The sequence below is a fragment of the Streptococcus sp. 263_SSPC genome, from assembly GCF_001071995.1.
In the GTDB taxonomy this organism is placed as follows: domain Bacteria; phylum Bacillota; class Bacilli; order Lactobacillales; family Aerococcaceae; genus Granulicatella.
On sequence record NZ_JVNU01000060.1, the window covers coordinates 25222 to 41750 of the forward strand.

The 16529-nt window shown below is 40.0% G+C and carries 13 protein-coding genes and 1 other annotated feature (1 of these 14 running past the window's edge); of the genes, 2 read left to right on the top strand and 11 right to left on the bottom strand.

The window, feature by feature from the left end; translation table 11 throughout:
- Positions 1-142: a binding site (T-box leader), on the bottom strand (it extends 111 nt beyond the left edge of the window).
- A 148-nt stretch (positions 143-290) separates the two neighbouring features.
- The 9 genes from ADH02_RS09125 to ADH02_RS09170 form a co-directional block, all read right to left on the bottom strand.
- Entirely contained in the window at positions 291-1241 is a 951-nt protein-coding gene (locus ADH02_RS09125; RefSeq protein ID WP_048784358.1) for a peptidylprolyl isomerase, read from the bottom strand.
- Between the two features lie 180 nt (positions 1242-1421).
- Positions 1422-2168, bottom strand: a complete 747-nt coding sequence (locus tag ADH02_RS09130; protein ID WP_048784360.1) for a 3D domain-containing protein — start codon at positions 2166-2168, stop codon at positions 1422-1424.
- A 393-nt stretch (positions 2169-2561) separates the two neighbouring features.
- Complete coding sequence (locus ADH02_RS09140; RefSeq protein ID WP_048784367.1) at positions 2562-4172, bottom strand: ABC transporter ATP-binding protein; 1611 nt, start codon at positions 4170-4172, stop codon at positions 2562-2564.
- 112 nt (positions 4173-4284) lie between these two features.
- Positions 4285-5346, bottom strand: coding sequence for a hypothetical protein (locus tag ADH02_RS09145; RefSeq protein ID WP_048784368.1), 1062 nt, complete (start codon positions 5344-5346; stop codon positions 4285-4287).
- Positions 5343-6533 carry an ABC transporter permease gene (locus ADH02_RS09150; protein WP_048784369.1) on the bottom strand — a complete coding sequence of 397 codons (1191 nt, stop codon included), beginning with the start codon at positions 6531-6533 and terminating at the stop codon, positions 5343-5345. The genes ADH02_RS09145 and ADH02_RS09150 overlap by 4 nt, the downstream gene beginning before the upstream one ends.
- Before the next feature lie 36 nt (positions 6534-6569).
- Positions 6570-7454 carry an ABC transporter ATP-binding protein gene (locus ADH02_RS09155; RefSeq protein ID WP_048784371.1) on the bottom strand — a complete coding sequence of 295 codons (885 nt, stop codon included), beginning with the start codon at positions 7452-7454 and terminating at the stop codon, positions 6570-6572.
- Positions 7455-7661: 207 nt separating this feature from the next.
- Complete coding sequence (gene rlmN, locus ADH02_RS09160) at positions 7662-8777, bottom strand: 23S rRNA (adenine(2503)-C(2))-methyltransferase RlmN (RefSeq protein ID WP_048784373.1); 1116 nt, start codon at positions 8775-8777, stop codon at positions 7662-7664.
- Positions 8778-8792: 15 nt separating this feature from the next.
- A complete protein-coding gene (locus ADH02_RS09165) occupies positions 8793-9761 on the bottom strand; it encodes an asparaginase (protein WP_048784385.1) in 969 nt (322 codons plus the stop codon).
- Between the two features lie 639 nt (positions 9762-10400).
- A complete protein-coding gene (locus ADH02_RS09170; protein WP_048784387.1) occupies positions 10401-11561 on the bottom strand; it encodes a hydroxymethylglutaryl-CoA synthase in 1161 nt (386 codons plus the stop codon).
- Between the two features lie 236 nt (positions 11562-11797).
- Between ADH02_RS09170 and ADH02_RS09175 the strand changes: the two genes are divergently transcribed.
- Entirely contained in the window at positions 11798-12988 is a 1191-nt protein-coding gene (locus ADH02_RS09175) for a thiolase family protein (protein ID WP_048784374.1), read from the top strand.
- 59 nt (positions 12989-13047) lie between these two features.
- On the opposite strand, the gene ADH02_RS09180 is transcribed toward ADH02_RS09175, so the two are convergent.
- Positions 13048-14334 (bottom strand): DUF2974 domain-containing protein, encoded by a 1287-nt coding sequence (locus ADH02_RS09180; RefSeq protein WP_239681757.1) that lies wholly within the window; start codon positions 14332-14334, stop codon positions 13048-13050.
- 161 nt (positions 14335-14495) lie between these two features.
- Here ADH02_RS09180 and ADH02_RS09185 point away from each other — a divergent pair, with 161 nt between their 5' ends.
- Positions 14496-15983: a DUF1846 domain-containing protein gene (locus ADH02_RS09185; RefSeq protein ID WP_048784379.1), complete on the top strand. Its 1488-nt coding sequence runs from the start codon at positions 14496-14498 to the stop codon at positions 15981-15983.
- A gap of 50 nt (positions 15984-16033) precedes the next feature.
- Here the strand turns inward: ADH02_RS09185 and ADH02_RS09190 are convergent.
- Positions 16034-16529 (bottom strand): IS3 family transposase (locus tag ADH02_RS09190; RefSeq protein ID WP_048781588.1); only part of this gene is annotated, 496 nt, incomplete at its 5' end.

A 16529-nucleotide genomic window follows, 5' to 3' on the forward strand; every position in this document is an offset into this window, starting at 1 on the left:
ACGGGCGCCCCGTACTTCCCTTACAACTGCTCAGAAAGTCCGCTCAATGGCCATCTTCCTCATTTCGTCACTACTTAGTTCCACCAACCCTAAGCTCTCTACTCAGTGCTCCGATGAGTACTTTCCATCTCAATGCGTTATGGATTCCATTATACGCCCATTCTTTTCGATGTCAACAAAACTCTTCCATTTATAGACATTTGTTTTTGAAATAGAAACAAAACCATTAAACTGACTCTAGCATAAAGAAAACCTCCACACGATAGGTTCGTGCAGAGGTTAAAACAGTCTTATTTAGCAACAGTTGTTGTTGTTTCTGAATCAGCTGCTTGTAAGAAATTCTTCAAAGCGTTTTGTAAGCTTTCATCTGTGATTTTCACGTCAGCAGCTTTCACTAAATCTACCATTGTTTGGTGTAAGTATGCAGAATCTTTCAATTTCGCATCTAACATTTCTTTTTCCATTTGTTCTTTCATTTCATCAAATGGTTTCTTCTCTTCTTTAGATACTAACTTAATGATGTGGTATCCAAATTGAGTTTGAACTGGGGTTTCAGTGATATCTCCAGCGTTCTTCAAGTCATAAGCTGCTGTTGAGAATTCAGTTACCATGTCTGAACGTTTGAATGGTCCAATTTGACCACCTTTTGCAGCAGTACCAGTATCTGCAGAGTTTGCTTTAGCTAATTCCGAAAAGTCAGCACCATCTTTTAATTGTTGGATTAATTCTTCTGCTTTTGTTTTAGCAGCTGCTTTTTCTTCGTCAGATGCATCAGATTTAGCAGCAATTAAGATATGTTGAACTGTAATTTGTGGTTCCCACGCATCATAGTATGCTTTGATGTCTTCTTCTGAGAAGTTCGCAGCTTTTTTAACCGCTTCTGTCATTAATTTGTTTAAGTAAAGTGTTTGACGATATGCGTCTACAGAAGTGATTCCGCTTTGTTGTAAAGCCGCTAATAATTTAGGTTCGCCACCGTATTGAGCTACTAATTTAGCCACTTCTTCATCTGCAGCTGTTTTAAGAGATTTTGCATCCTCAATAGAGCCTTCTAATACTTTCGTTAATACTAAACGTTGTAATGTTTGTTCCCCAACAGAATCTTTCATTGCTGTCACAAATTCATCTTTTGTAACGTTACCGTATTTAGTAGTTGCAACGTTTTCTGCTGAGCCATTTGAGCAAGCCGCTAATGCTAAAGTTGATGCAATCGCTAATGCTCCTACGAATTTTTTCTTCATAAAATTCCCTCTCCAATCGGTTTTCTTTTTAATCGATGTTATTAATATACCACAGTTTTAAGCACTTGCCTATTTTTCTAGCATTCTCTTACCTTTTCTTAACTTTCTGATAACAAAAAAAGAGCCAGGACGAATGCCTGACTCTTCGTAAAGTTAAGTTTAGTTCAAAAAATATTGTGATTATTGTAATACACGAATTGTAATTGTACGACGTCCGAAGTTATAAACGTCTGATAAGTTTACTAAGTGAACGTCAATTCTATTTCCATAAATTGCGCCACCTGTATCTGCAGCACGGAATACTCCATAACCTGGAATTTCAACATATGATCCTAATGGAATAACGCTTGGGTCAACCGCAATCACGTTTGGTTCACTGATAAGGTTTGTTCCATCAGCTGTATAGTTTGATAAACCAGCTTCGTTATATGAGTAAGCTGTTGCTTCAACTGTTAAGTAGTAACCACCTTGGTTTGATGAAGCTGCAGCTGCTTGAGTTGTTTCAGTTTCTTGGGCTGCTTGCGTTGTCGCTTCAGTCGTTTCTACTTCTTTTACTTCGTTGTTGTTTTGAACACGGTATGAGTGTTGTTCTGTTCCGTTATCAACGGTTACTTCTTTTTGGTCCGCTGAGAAACGTAACACTGTACCTGGGTAAATAAGATTTGCATCTTGAATTTCGTTCACTTGAACTAATGTATCTAATGATGCACCAGTTGCTTCAGAAATTACTGATAATGTATCTCCCCATTTGATTGTATACTCTTGTACACCTTTATCGTCTGTTTTAACATCTTGTTTTACTTGTTCTACAGTACGTGCTGTCCATTCTACTTCGTTTGCACTTGCTGTAGTTGCTGAAAATCCTGCAAAACTAAATAAAGCAAGTGATGCTGTCACCATCATCAATTGTTTCTTGATTGGTTTCATATTTTCCTTTCCGATTTCCGACTTTTTCTAAAGTCAAAAACCTCGTTCGCTTAGATTTTTGAGTTGCGAACTTATTTGATGCTAATAATGTTACCATGAAAAAAATCGAAAATGTTGATTTTATGCGCTTTGTTAAGGCTACTTAATTTTTTTGACTTTTTCTGATGTTGTTATTACAAACAGATGACAAGAACATACGTTTCCGTAACATTTGACACCAATCTGTAACACGTTCGTAGAATTTTCTTACAATCTCGGTCATACTTTCTTCATTTATTACACTGTTTTTCATTCCTTTTTGAGGCAAAAACCTATCAAATCGCACTTTTTTATGCATTCGACACATCAAAAAAGACCTCCCTATTCATCCATAGGAAGGTCACTAAACATTCGTTAAGCTTTTTGATTTAATTCACTCATTTGAATTGTTTGATCGATAGTTTCTTTTAACGCTTCAGGAAGATGGTGCGTTACCCATAGCACTGTCACGCTATTATCTTCTAAGATTGGTTTCAACACCTCAATGGTTGTCTTTTCGTCTAAGTTGGAGCTGACTTCATCCAGCAAGAAGACTTTTGGGTGTTTCATCAATCCACGTGCAAAGGCAATGCGTTGCAACTGCCCGCCGGATAGATTTGAATCACCATCGCCTAGAACTGTATCTAATCCCTGTGGTAAGTTTCGAACGATCGAAGCGAGTCCAACTTTTTCAAGAGACTCCCAAACTTCTTCATCCGAATACTCTTCAGTGAGCGTTACGTTTTCGCGAATGGTTGTCGCGAAGATATGCGGTTTTTGCGCGATATAGACCATTTGACGATATAACTCATCATAGGATTGTTTCTTCACATCGACTCCAGCGAGTTTCACTTCTCCTAAATACTCCGTTAATTTAGCAGCGATAATATTTAACAGCGTTGATTTTCCTGTTCCGCTCTCGCCAGTAATCGCATATTTTTGTCCTTCGTTAAAGCCAAGAGACACATGATTTAAAATCACCTTTTCTCCGTAGTTAAACGAAACATCACTCACTTCAATAAGAGTACGCGGTGCCTCTTCTGGCGCTTCCTCTACAAGGGCTGCTGGTTCTAATTGCTCATATTTGTTAAACAACGAATCTGCACTCTTAATTGAACCGATCTTTTGACTAATATTTCCTAACACGTTGAAGATGGTGCTACTTAACGCCATCGCTGCTAGAATACTCCCGATACTGACTTCGCCAATATAAGCTAAGTATCCCGTTAAGATGAATACGGAAATCTGGCTAAACACATTCCCAATCCCACCACTAACGGCAACTTTGGCCATCGACTTACTATAATCTCGATGCGTATCTCCTACTTCAACTGATTTTTCATGGATTTTTTCTTTTAAATACGCTAGCTTACGAAAAACAAATAGGGTATCATATCCGCTCAATAAATCCGAAATCGATTTCGCGAATTTTTCATTAGCTTCTGATACTTTGATGGTTTTTTCTGTCAGTTCTGCTGAGAATAAAGCCGGTAACACGGCCATGATGACAATACAGATAGCCGCTAGTAAGACGATAGACCAATGATACATAAACAATGCTACCGCAGAAATGACCGCAGAAATAATTCCTCCGATAACATCAAAGGTTGGATCAATCGCATGCCCTTTAATCTGTTCCAAGTCACTTGTAAACCACGAAATATACGTTTGACTATTCTTTTCATAGAAGCGTCCATAAGACGTTGCTTCAATCGAATGACTAATACGGTCCCTTAACCACGTCGCTACTTTTTGGTTAAAGTAGGCCTGATAGCGAATCAACATATACGTAAACAATAGATAAAATGCAAAAATAATGACTAAACAAATCGCTTTATAAAAGAAATTATGAATATCCATGTTCACTAAAGTATCTAAAGTCTGCGCATTTACAACACTCGATACAAGCTCCGCCCCTGCAATTAGGGTGAGCAATGTGATCATGATGAATACTTCTTTTTTAAACTGCTGAAAAACAACCCTCATACACACTCACTCCACTTCAACTTATTGTTATGCTCAAGTGTAACACTGTCTTAATCCATTGTATATAGGACTTTTGGCGGATAATAAAAGAAAAGTGAGAAAATTTAATTTCTCACTTCCTAATATTTTTTAATCTTATACCAATCAATAGAATAGAGAAAACAACTCCTACACAGGCTCCTATCACAAGTGGGACTCCCTGTTGTAAAGCTGGTAAGACACTAATCGGTATAATAGCCCCTAACGAATATCCTCCAACACTCAAATATCCAAGGATAAAGAGAACAATCGTCGACACCATCGTATCTTTAATCAAAGAAACGAGCAGCATCTGTGCAATGAATAATCCAACAATTGCTAATAATGGATATCCAATTGCCAGCAGGATTCCTTGAGTCGCTGAAATAAAGATTGTTTCCCCATTAGTCATATACGATACAGGAAACAGAAAAACATTCTCTTGAATTAGCATTCCATACGCCACTACAGGCAGAATCACCAGCAGACTAGGAAAAGCATAAAAGTATTTCAAAGAATAGAGCGTTTCTGTCAATAATTCTTCTTTATTAGAAATCGGCACTACTTCTAGCATCGTTCTGTGTCGTTGTTTTCTTTCTAAATAGCCCCCAACTTGCACAAGGAAAAGGAAGACAAGGATACCGTAGCCAAGAAGTTGGAAAATCGTCTGTGTAAAATCACCATACTGGTAATAGGTTTGGTAGGATATCTCTTTTCCAACTAAATAATGGAATAATTGGAGTTTAGCTTTAATTTGCATAGGACTCTCTAACGAATCCGCCCATTCTTGCGACCCACGTCCTAGAAGAAACTCAACCAATTCCAACCGCTTTTCATAAATCGGAATCAGCCGTTCCGTTTTCCCCTTCACTGTATAAATCCCATTTTCTTGTGCATAGGTTTGGTAAAGAGCCTGGAAAGTAGTATTCATCTCTTTTTTTGTATCTTCATCGATCGTCATTTGTTTCTCAAACGAATCTTTCAGATCATCTATCTGAGAAAATTGTCGTTCAATCACATCTCTTAAGGCCGGTTTTCCTGTAACGTGATGATATCCCATGACAAGCGCCGCAACTACTAAGATAAGAAGCGGTATCTTATAGAAAAATCCTCTTTTCTTTAAATGCATTCTATCTAATTGAACCCATCTACTCATACCGAACCTCCTCGTCTTTGACGCTCTTGACAGCATGAAGTTCCAACTGTCAACAAGAAGAACACGAATGCTCCTACAAGTAAACTGGCACATCCGTTTGAAATCGTGAACGTACCCGTCGCATAAAAATCATCTTTCATTCCTTGGATAACAGATCCAAAGTTCACATAGTACAGTGGCAACTTGTCTGCAAAAGAAGGATAAATCTTCATGGAACGGAGGATAGGCTCTGCCCAAATAACCATTAGCCCTACGATGAACCCTACCATCTTATTTCTACTCAACTGATTACACCATGCGACGAGATTGATTAAGAATAGGAGCACGCACGCTGCAAAGAGTAACGCGATTCCTATAAATTGTAACGGAAGCATGAGGGCCTCCTCTTCCCCACGAAATACAAGAAACGGCGTAGTGAAGTTGTCCCAGCCAAAAGATAAACTCTGTACTAAGAAAACTACAAATAAAGCCAGAATTACTAGGGCCATATTTACCAACCAGTAACTACTGATTTTTTGTAATAAATATTTCCACTCGCGAATCGGCTTCACAGCTAACATACTACGATGCTTCCAATCATCTAAAAGGATAGGACTGATAAATAGTAGTAAGATTGAAAATAGAACTGGCAACCAATACATCATTGGTTCATTATATTTTGTCCATTCCATCCAAAATATTCGATTGACCATTTGTAAAATATCGTCTAATTGATAGCGCCCCTGCGCCTCTAAAGAACGAAACTCCATTAAATGTTGTTTAACATTCTTATACTCTAACTGTTCCTGCTTACTAGGATTAAATCCAATTGTATTATAAATCGGAAGAGGCGATTGTTCTTTATCTCTTAATTCAAGTCGCAGCTCCCAAAAATGAATCTGTTCTTCTATATAAGTTTTATAATCTTGATTTTGAAACGCAGTTACTGAACGATGATAAGCAACTGAATCCTCTAACCATTTTCCCTCTGTTTCTGTTAAACTTCTGTTCTTCGCTTCCTCTTCATATTCATTGATTAGTATCAAATGAATTTTATCTCCTTGATTTAAAGTGCTATTCAAAAGTTCGTTGAGAGAAGATTTTTGTCGAAAGTTCATCACTAGAAACACAACCATCAGCAATACACAACCGATGAACTGAATTTTCATTAACCGATTTCGAACAATCAACAGTAATTGTGTTTTCATGCTAGCTTCTCCTCTCTTTTTCAACTTTCGATTGTACTATCCGTAGAGTTCTTTATAAAGTGCGTAGCAACCTTTTGCTCCAATCTTAATTTCACTACATTGATGGATATTTTCTAGTATCCAATTCCATTTTTCTTTTGGAAGCTCTCCATCCGTAAGGTGAATGCTAATCTGTCTTCCTTCAGGGTTCACCATTTCTACTTCTCTTGGAAATTGCTCTACAAACTTTTCGAAATACGCTTTTGAATTAAAGGTCAATTGAAGTGTATCAACGCCCTCTTTTTGCGGTGAATATTCCAGTGCGATTCGTTTCTCTTTCATAAAATAAATCTTGTCGGCAATCGAATCGAGATTATTCAGTAAATGAGAGGCCATCACGATCGTTTTCCCTTCATCCCGTAACTGTCTCAACACTTTAGAAATCAATTCCACATTATCAGGATCTAACCCGTTCATCACTTCATCCACAAGCATATAGTCTGCTTTTGTAACCAGCACTAATGCAAAACAAAGACGTTGCCGCATCCCTAGTGAATACCCACCCACTTTTTGATGAATATAGTCTTCCATTTTTAACTGCTCGATCACGGTTTGAACAGTTCCAGAAGCCACTTTCCACATCGAGGCATAGAAATTCAAATGCTCGATTCCATTTAATTCATCGTATAATTCAGATTGATCCGGCATTTTCACGATATGTTGTCTCATAAATAATGTATCAGTTGTATAATTTTTCCCTTGATAGCACACCGAAATACCGTTATTGCTTAAGTGTCCAGACAGTATTTGGATAAGCGTAGATTTTCCTACGCCATTCGGTGCTACTAGTCCAATAATTTGAGACGATGGAAGCTCTAAGTCAATCTGATTTAGAATCTCTTTTTTTCCATATGAAAAATTCTGAATATGAACTTCTAGCATTCGTTCGACTCCTTCCTATACTTGTATCTTAATTTAATCGCTTCTGTTACCGCTTCCTTTGCTAATATTATAACAAATTTTCTTTTAGAAAATAGTGTTCTTTTGTAAATTTCAATCAAAATCTTATAAAAATATCGACTTTCGTTTGATTTTTGCACACAAAAAACCACACCTCTATATTGAGGTGTGGTTCGTCTATTTATTTTATTAGTCTTTTGTTTTTTCAGCGCGGTCACGTTTCATTTGGCTTGAACGTAATTGTCCGCAGGCCGCTTCGATATCATGTCCGAATTCTTTACGAACGACACAGTTGATGTGGTTTTTCTTCAAAACATCGTAGAAGGCTACTACGCGTTCTTTTCCACTACGTTCGTATTGGTCATGTTCACGAACTTTGTTATACGGAATTAAGTTGACGTATGAAAGACGTTTTTTATCCGCAAGAAGGTCGGCCAATTGTTGCGCTTGTTCCACAGAGTCATTCACGTGATCGAGCATGATGTACTCGAAGGTTACACGACGATTAGTTTTTGCGATATATTCATTGATTGCATCCATCACAACTTCGATTGGATATTTACGGTTGATACGCATGATACGAGAACGTGTATCGTTATCTGGCGCATGAAGGGACAATGCAAGGTTGACTTGTAGTCCTTCGTCTGCGAACTCGCGAATTTTTGGAGCCAAACCACTTGTAGATACAGTGATATGGCGAGCCCCGATAGCAAGACCTTTATCAGAGTTAACAACTTTCAAGAACTTAATCACGTTATCATAGTTATCGAATGGTTCCCCAATCCCCATCACTACGATATGGCTGACGCGGTCCCCAGGAGACACTTCGTCTAAAGTACGCTGCACGTGCATCACTTGCGCTACGATTTCCCCAGCAACAAGGTCACGTTGTTTTGCGATAATCCCGCTGGCACAGAAAGTACATCCGATATTACATCCTACTTGTGTCGTTACACAGATAGATAAGCCGTATTCTTGTGGCATTAATACCGTTTCGATTAAGAGGCCGTCTGCTAATTCAAAGAGGAATTTACGTGTTCCGTCTGTTGATTGTTGTTTGATACGTTCGTTTAACACTGGGAATGTGAACTCTTCTTGTAACTCCTCAATCAATGATTTTGGCAAGTTTGTCATTTCTTCAAAACTAGTTACACGTTTGCGGTAAAGCCAGTCCCATAATTGCTCTGCTCTGAATTTCTTTTCGCCTTTTGCTTCAAACCAAGCTGTTAGCTCTTCTAGTGGCATGCCGTAAATAATCGGTTTCCCTTCATATTGACGAACCACTCGTCCAATTTTTCTAACCATATCTATTCCTCTTTCCTATACTTGAAATGCTCTAATGATTGTTTCTCTATTTGCATGAGCGCTTAATAACACCGATAATTTCACACGAGCCTTTTGTCCGCTAAGCCCTGTTGTGAAAATCACTCCTGCTTCATGAAGCTGTTTGCCTCCACCAAGATAATTATATACATCGTATGTCACACCGTTAAATGCACGAGATACAAGCACGACTGGAATTCCTTTATCCAAGCAACGTTGCAACCCAGGAAGCGTCGTTGGCGGTAAGTTACCTGCTCCAAGAGCTTCAATGACTAATCCATTCGCATCTGAATCGGCAATGGCATCAAATAACATCGAATCCATTCCAGCATATGCTTTTAATAAGTATACCTTGTCCACGAGTTCTTGGATTGGATAGTATTCATGATGTAAGAATTTTTGGAAGTAAATCACTTCACTCTTGGATACTAAGCCAAGTGGTCCAAAGGTGGGTGTTTGGAAAGTCGCTACGTTCGTTGTATGCGTCTTTGTCACATACGTTGCTGCATGAACTTCATCGTTCATCACGACAAGAACGCCTTTATCCACACTCTCTGGACTCGTTACCGTAATAATGGCACTGCGTAAGTTCGCTAACCCGTCCGCTCCGATTTCATTGCTTGAACGCATCGCTCCCGTTAAAACGATTGGGAATTTCCCATCTGTTGTTAGCTCTAGGAAATACGCTGTTTCTTCTAATGTATCGGTACCGTGAGTCACCACCGCTCCGTCAAAGCCTTCTTGTTGCGCTTGAACGATTCGCTTTTGAACTTCCCGCATTTTTTCCTCCGTCATATGCGGAGACGGAAGGTTAAATAGATCCTCTACGACGACGCTTGCAATTGGTGCAAAAATCGTGTCGGAGTTTGTTAATGGGTTGGTGCTTGTTGGGGTTACGTTACCGGTTGAGCGGTCTTCACTCATGGCAATCGTACCACCGGTATTGATAACGATAATTTTCTTCATGGCGCTACTACTTTCTTTCATTTTCTCTTTACATAGGATACCACAAAATAGCAAATGCTGACTATAAAATACGCACAAAAAGATGATACCTTCGAATCCTTGCGGATTAATTTTATAATCGCTGTTACAGGGCACCGGTGCAAGCCTCGGTCTTGCCCCTTCGAAGCTTCAAACACGGAGTACGGAACAAGTCCCTACTCCGTGTAATTCACATTCGATGCAATTCCCTGTTACTGCGATTATAAAATCCGCAATTTTCTTCGGTATCATCTTTTTATGCGTTTTGTTCAAATCCTTTATAAAAAAATGAAAAAAAGTGTTGCGCCACTCAGTTTGAAGAGGACGGTGCAGGGTGCTAGAAAGTGCATCCCAGCGGGGTTTTCGAGGCTTTTTGGTGATTTGAAGTGAGCTGTGACTGAAAAATTTTTTGATTTTCTCTCGGAAAATTTACTGCACTCTTCCGAATTTGTGCAAATGACCTGAAATGGTGTTGTTGAATATACCGCTAAAAACCGCATCATTTCAACGTTTATATTTTACTTTTAATTTTAAAATTCGAAATGTAGCATATATGCTACATTTTTATTTTTTGCATCTTCAGCAAAAAACCGCAGCCTTAGATTGGCTACGGTTATCATCTTATTTGATTGTGTATTGACGTTGGTGGTCAACAACGGCTGTTAATGTAATTGGACTGTTGTCTTCGCGTGTGAAGGTTTGTTCACCGCTTGCGTCCACCACTTCTGTGAAGATTTCTTCGTATTCTTCTACTGTCAACATTTTACGGTTTTCTAGTAACGCTTTATGTTCTGCGATATGCAATTGGTTTTCGAAGCCTTCGACTAACTCGCCGGCGAAGAATTCCCCAACGGCTCCTGATCCATAGCTGAAGAATCCGATGCGGTCTCCGGCTACTAATACAGAACTGTTTTCTAATAATGAGATAAAGCTTAAGAATAATGAACCTGTGTAGATGTTTCCGACTTGGCGGTTATACACGGCTGCTTCTTGGTAACGTGCTGTGAATCGTTCTTGTTCCTCTTCGCTCATTTCTTCTAAGAATGGCTTGAAGGCTTTCATCCCCATTTTTGTATATGGTAAATGGAAACAAATCGCGTCAAAGTCTGAGAACTGCGCATTTGTTTTTGCTTGATAATCATTCCAAACTTCTGCAAAGAAACGGATGTATTGCTCGTTTGAGAACTTACCGTCCACCATTGGATATGCTGAGTAGTTTGGTCTCCAGAAGTCCATCACGTCATCTGTGAATAAGCTAGTTTCGTTATCTAAAACGAGTAAACGTGGGTCACTAGAAACAATCATTGCGACCGCTCCGGCACCTTGTGTTGGTTCCCCGCCAGAGTTTAATCCGTATTTAGCGATGTCACTAGCGATGACTAATACTTTTGAAGTTGGGTTTAAAGCAATGTGGCCTTTCGCTAATTGTAAGGCAGCTGTTGCTCCGTAGCAGGCATGTTTTAATTCCACGCTACGAACACGGTTTGATAACCCAAGCATACGTTGCATATAGACGGCAGCTGATTTTGATTGATCGATTCCAGTTTCTGTCCCAAATAAAATCATTTCAATAGATTCGCGATCTTCATCATCGATAATGGATAACGCAGCATTTGCGGCTAAAGTCACGATATCTTGAGTCACTGGTGCTACTGCCATTGTAGACTGGCCAATTCCAATCGTGTATTTAGCTGGCTCTACTCCGCGCGCCTCTGCTAGTGTTTCCATATCTAGCGCAGTCGGAGGTACGAAGAAGCCAATCTTATCTATCCCTATATTCATTGTTTTATTGTTCTCCTTTACGAATGAAGCTCCAAACACACAAATTGAGCTTCCTGTTCTTTCTTAGCACACACTATAGTAGCAAAAATTCGCCGTTAGGACAATTGAATTCACTAAATGTTAGGGAATTTAAACAATTCTTTACTAATTATTTGTACTAAATTGATAGGTTTCTTATACGAAATCTTATAAAATAGAAACGAAATAGGAAATATAGACTGGAAAGGAATGAAAATATGAACGGAAATGATATCGTCATCGTAAGTGCCACACGTACTGCGATTGGTAAATTTGGCGGGCAATTTGCTACGACATCCGCAATCGAATTAGGAACAACGGTCGCAAAAGCTGCCATCCAAAAAGCGAATCTTTCACCTGAACAAATAGATACAGTCATCTTTGGAAATGTCTTACAAGCAGGTCTTGGACAAAATCCAGCTCGTCAAGTCGGACTCGGCGCTGGACTGAACCATGCAAGTACTGCTGTTACGATTAATGAAGTGTGTGGTTCTGGTTTAAAAGCTATTATTTCAGCCGCACAAGCCATTCGTCTAGGCGACGCCAAAATCGTCTTAGCCGGCGGTATGGAAAATATGAGCCTTGCACCGCATTTATTACAACAACGCTTTGCTCCAAAAAATGGCCCTGTGACATTAGTCGACTCTTTATTCAATGATGGGTTAACAGATGCCTACTCACAAGACGCAATGGGCATTACTGCAGAAAACATCGTTGAAAAATACGGATTTACCCGCGAAGAACAAGACGCTTTCGCTGTAGCTTCTCAACAAAAAGCCGCTAAAGCACAAGAAGAAGGACGTTTCGACAATGAAATCACTCCTGTAGCAGTCTTCAATCGTAAAACAAAATCCGACGACTTAAAAGCAACAGACGAATTTATCCGCCCAAACACGACGCTTGAGAGTCTTGCAGGCCTTAAACCAGCCTTCAAAAAAGACGGAACCGTGACAGCCGGAAACGCCTCTGGTATTAACGACGGTGCCGCTTGTGTCATTATGACGACACGCGAATACGCAACAGAATTAGGCCTTCCAATCCTTGCGACATTGAAAGGCTATGCCGAAGCCGGTGTCGATCCTTCGATTATGGGAATCGGACCTGTTCCAGCCATTCAAAAATTAGTGGCGCGTACACGTATTCCGCTTGAAAAAGTGGATGTCTTTGAACTGAACGAAGCCTTTGCCGCACAAAGTATGGCCGTCATCAAAGACTTGAAGATTCCAACTGAAAAAGTAAATCCATTCGGTGGCGCAATTGCACTCGGCCATCCAATCGGTGCTTCAGGTACCCGTATTGTGGTCACGCTGATTAACGCCCTCGAACAACTCGACGGTAAAATCGGGGTCGCTTCCCTCTGTGTAGGTGGCGGTATGGGTGTTGCCATCGCGATTGAACGCGAACAATAGTATAAATAATAAGAGTTGCCCAAAATTCACTTATAAGTGAATTTTGGACAACTCTCTTTTTATTTCTCTTCGTGTTTCTTTTGTTCGTGACGCTTTTGATAGTACGCACGAATCTCTTCGTTTTCTTCTGTTGGACGATAATGCACCTCGAACCCATTCTTCTTCCAACTTAAGGTCGTCATGAGTTCATCCCATGTTGGTAATTTTACCTCAGGCATCTCGAACTGCACTAACTCAGACATATCTAATGAGTCTCTCCAAACTTCAAAGCGAGTCGAAACGAGTAATAACGCAATACGTGTCAACACTTCACGTTTTTCTTCATCCATTTCCCCAGTTGCCTTCAAGAACTCTTGCACGTAATGCATAAATTGTCCGTATAAATCATTAACCGTATCAATTCCAGCTGCAAATAGTAATTCAAAGAACACATTCCAGAATAATTCCAGTTCTTCATCGCTAACCGATTCTGTCCATTTCTTGAATGTTTGATCATTCAACTGACTATTTTTGGTTAATTTTTCCATCTTAATAAATTGACCGTCTTCAATCTCCCAAGTCATCGCGCTATGTTGCATCGCACCGGTGGCATTACTTTTAACAATCACATACGGCACTTCGGATTCTAGCATTAATCCAACAAGTGAATCTTGTGGAATATAACGCATCGCTAATGGCACTATATTTTGATATCCTTTTGTTTCAAGTACAGAACGGTACAATCCAGGAGAATCAAAGCAGAAAATATCGACAATGCGCAGTTGCACGTCTTCTACTTGAGTGGCCGCAGCATAAATGGCTAAGTTACCACCTTTTGAATGTCCTGAGATCATTAAGTCCCCATCCCATAAACTAGCTTGTTTGGCTAAATACTCCTTAGCATCCGTCTGCGCCGCAACAAGTGGTGAATACGTCATTAGGAAGTCTTCCTTCCAACCAATCAGCGTATCATCCGTCCCTCTAAACACAACAAGTCTGACACTAGGTTCTACTTCCACCGTGATGGCTGCGAATTGTTTTGTTGTATCTTTATCCCATTCGCTCACCACACCGAAGAATTTCAACGATTGGAAACGAGGTGCATCCGCAATCACTTGCGATACTTCATGCCGCTCCTCTGTTATCATCATTGGATTCTCATCGAATAATTCTTGTTTATGTTCCTGCATATACTCGGCGATTTCTTTCACTGTGACAAAATCCTCACCATTTTCATCGCTTGGAACAACTTTTTCAAGTGGTAAATACTCTAATTCCGTCAAAACTAATGCGTCGATTTCAGAAAAGGCTCTTTCTTCAAACGAAACGTGCCCAAACTCTTTAATATAATCCAACATGTTTTTCATACGAAAATCCTCCGTTATTTTGAGTGAGTCCATTACTATTCTACTCTGTCATAATGGCGCTTGCAACTCTTTTTCCTACAGGGTAAAAAGCCGTCATTTTCTGTAGAATTCCCCTTTTTTTCGTGCTATACTACTGAAATGAAATTAAGGGGGTCGTTCTTATGAAATTAGGATTTGATAGCGAGAAATACCTTGAAGAACAAAGTCAATACATTCTTCAACGAGTGAACGCTTATGACAAACTATACTTAGAGTTCGGAGGCAAATTAATCGGTGATTTTCACGCGATGCGCGTATTGCCAGGATTCGATCCAGATGGAAAAATCAAATTACTTCATCGCCTACGCGACCAAGCAGAGATTATTATTTGCGTGTACGCTGGTGATATCGAACAAAATAAAGTTCGCAGTGACCTTGGGATTACTTATGACCAAGATGTTCTTCGCTTAATGGACGACCTTCACTATTGGGACCTTAAAATCAATAGTGTCCTCATTACTCGTTATACAGGCCAACCAGCCGCAACACAATTTAAAAACTCCCTCGAACGTCGCGGCGTTAAAGTGTATACGCATGGCTACACAGAAGGCTATCCGATGGACGTTGAAACCATCGTTAGTGACGCAGGATATGGCGCAAACGAATTTATCGAAACGACTCGCCCACTTGTCGTCGTAACCGCTCCTGGTGCCAACAGCGGAAAACTAGCGACTTGCTTAAGCCAGTTGTATCACGAAACAAAACGTGGACGTCGTGCCGGCTATTCTAAATTCGAAACATTCCCTGTATGGAATTTACCATTAAATCACCCAGTTAACGTGGCGTATGAAGCAGCCACTGCAGACTTAGAAGATGTCAACATGATTGATACCTTCCACCTTGCAAAATACGGTGAAACAACCGTGAACTACAACCGAGACATCGAAGCCTTCCCACTTCTCCGTCGTATTTTGACGAAGATTTACGGCGACGCTCCAATCCCTTACAACTCTCCAACAGATATGGGCGTGAACCGTGTCGGATTTGCTATCACTGATGATGAGGTCGTTCGCGAAGCTTCAAACCAAGAAATTATCCGCCGTTACTACGCAGGCCAATGCGACTACAAACGCGGTATCGGAACGCTTGAAGCAGCTCAACGTGGCAAGTACATCATGGAAGAAAGTGGACTCTCTCCACAAGACCGTCCAGTTGTAAAAGCCGCTCTTGAAAAAGAAGCCGAAGTGAAAGTTCCAGTCGTTGCCTTACAACTTCCAACCGGCAAAATCATTACAGGAAAACAATCAGATACCATGACAGCCAGCGCAGCCTGCCTACTCAACTGCATTAAAGAATTAGCAGAAATTGGTGACTCCATCCATTTATTACCACCAGTGATTTTAAATGCGATTGGCCAACTCGGAAGCGACGTTCTAAAACATCAACGCCGCTCACTCGATAGCAAAGAAGTGCTAATCGCACTCAGCATCTCAGCAGTCACTAACCCTGCCGCAGAAGCTGCCAAAAATCAATTACAAAACTTGCGCCACTTACAAGCGCACAGCACCGTCATCCTTCAAAAAGCCGACGAAGAAACCTTCCGAAGCCTAGGAGTGATGGCGACTTGCGAACCGCAGTTTGCTGGCACAAACCTTTACTACACAAACTAACCCAAAGCCCTCTCCAATCTGTACTGACCCCAAAAAGTTAGACAATTAATTTAAGCAAAGGATTTAGTTCTGTATTGTACAGGACTAAGTCCTTTTAATTTTACTTTGATTCGTTTGTTGTTGTAATAATCAATATAGTCGACGATTGCCCCCTCAAGTTCCTTTATAGACTTAAATGTCTGCTCATAGCCATAAAACATTTCTGATTTAAGAATGCCAAAGAAAGATTCCATCATGCCATTGTCAGTACTATTACCCTTGCGAGACATAGATGGCTGAATGCCCTTATCTTCTAAAAAACTATGATAAAACTCATGCTGGTATTGCCACCCCTGATCACTGTGGAGAATAGTATTCTTGTATTCTTCTTCTCTAAAAGCTTGTTCTAACATATCCTTTACTTGTTTTAAATTTGGCGAAGACGATAGAGTATACGCTATAATCTCGCTGTTATAACCATCTAAAATTGGTGATAAATATAGTTTTTGATTACTTGTTGGAATAGAAAACTCTGTAATGTCTGTATAGCACTTTTCCATCGGTTTT

Bases quoted from the DNA above. Each gene is read 5' to 3' on its own strand.
- ADH02_RS09125 (WP_048784358.1), bottom strand. From the start codon at position 1,241: ATGAAGAAAAAATTCGTAGGAGCATTAGCGATTGCATCAACTTTAGCA.
- ADH02_RS09130 (WP_048784360.1), bottom strand. From the start codon at position 2,168: ATGAAACCAATCAAGAAACAATTGATGATGGTGACAGCATCACTTGCT.
- ADH02_RS09140 (WP_048784367.1), bottom strand. From the start codon at position 4,172: ATGAGGGTTGTTTTTCAGCAGTTTAAAAAAGAAGTATTCATCATGATC.
- ADH02_RS09145 (WP_048784368.1), bottom strand. From the start codon at position 5,346: ATGAGTAGATGGGTTCAATTAGATAGAATGCATTTAAAGAAAAGAGGA.
- ADH02_RS09150 (WP_048784369.1), bottom strand. From the start codon at position 6,533: ATGAAAACACAATTACTGTTGATTGTTCGAAATCGGTTAATGAAAATT.
- ADH02_RS09155 (WP_048784371.1), bottom strand. From the start codon at position 7,454: ATGCTAGAAGTTCATATTCAGAATTTTTCATATGGAAAAAAAGAGATT.
- rlmN (WP_048784373.1), bottom strand. From the start codon at position 8,777: ATGGTTAGAAAAATTGGACGAGTGGTTCGTCAATATGAAGGGAAACCG.
- ADH02_RS09165 (WP_048784385.1), bottom strand. From the start codon at position 9,761: ATGAAGAAAATTATCGTTATCAATACCGGTGGTACGATTGCCATGAGT.
- ADH02_RS09170 (WP_048784387.1), bottom strand. From the start codon at position 11,561: ATGAATATAGGGATAGATAAGATTGGCTTCTTCGTACCTCCGACTGCG.
- ADH02_RS09175 (WP_048784374.1), top strand. From the start codon at position 11,798: ATGAACGGAAATGATATCGTCATCGTAAGTGCCACACGTACTGCGATT.
- ADH02_RS09180 (WP_239681757.1), bottom strand. From the start codon at position 14,334: ATGAAAAACATGTTGGATTATATTAAAGAGTTTGGGCACGTTTCGTTT.
- ADH02_RS09185 (WP_048784379.1), top strand. From the start codon at position 14,496: ATGAAATTAGGATTTGATAGCGAGAAATACCTTGAAGAACAAAGTCAA.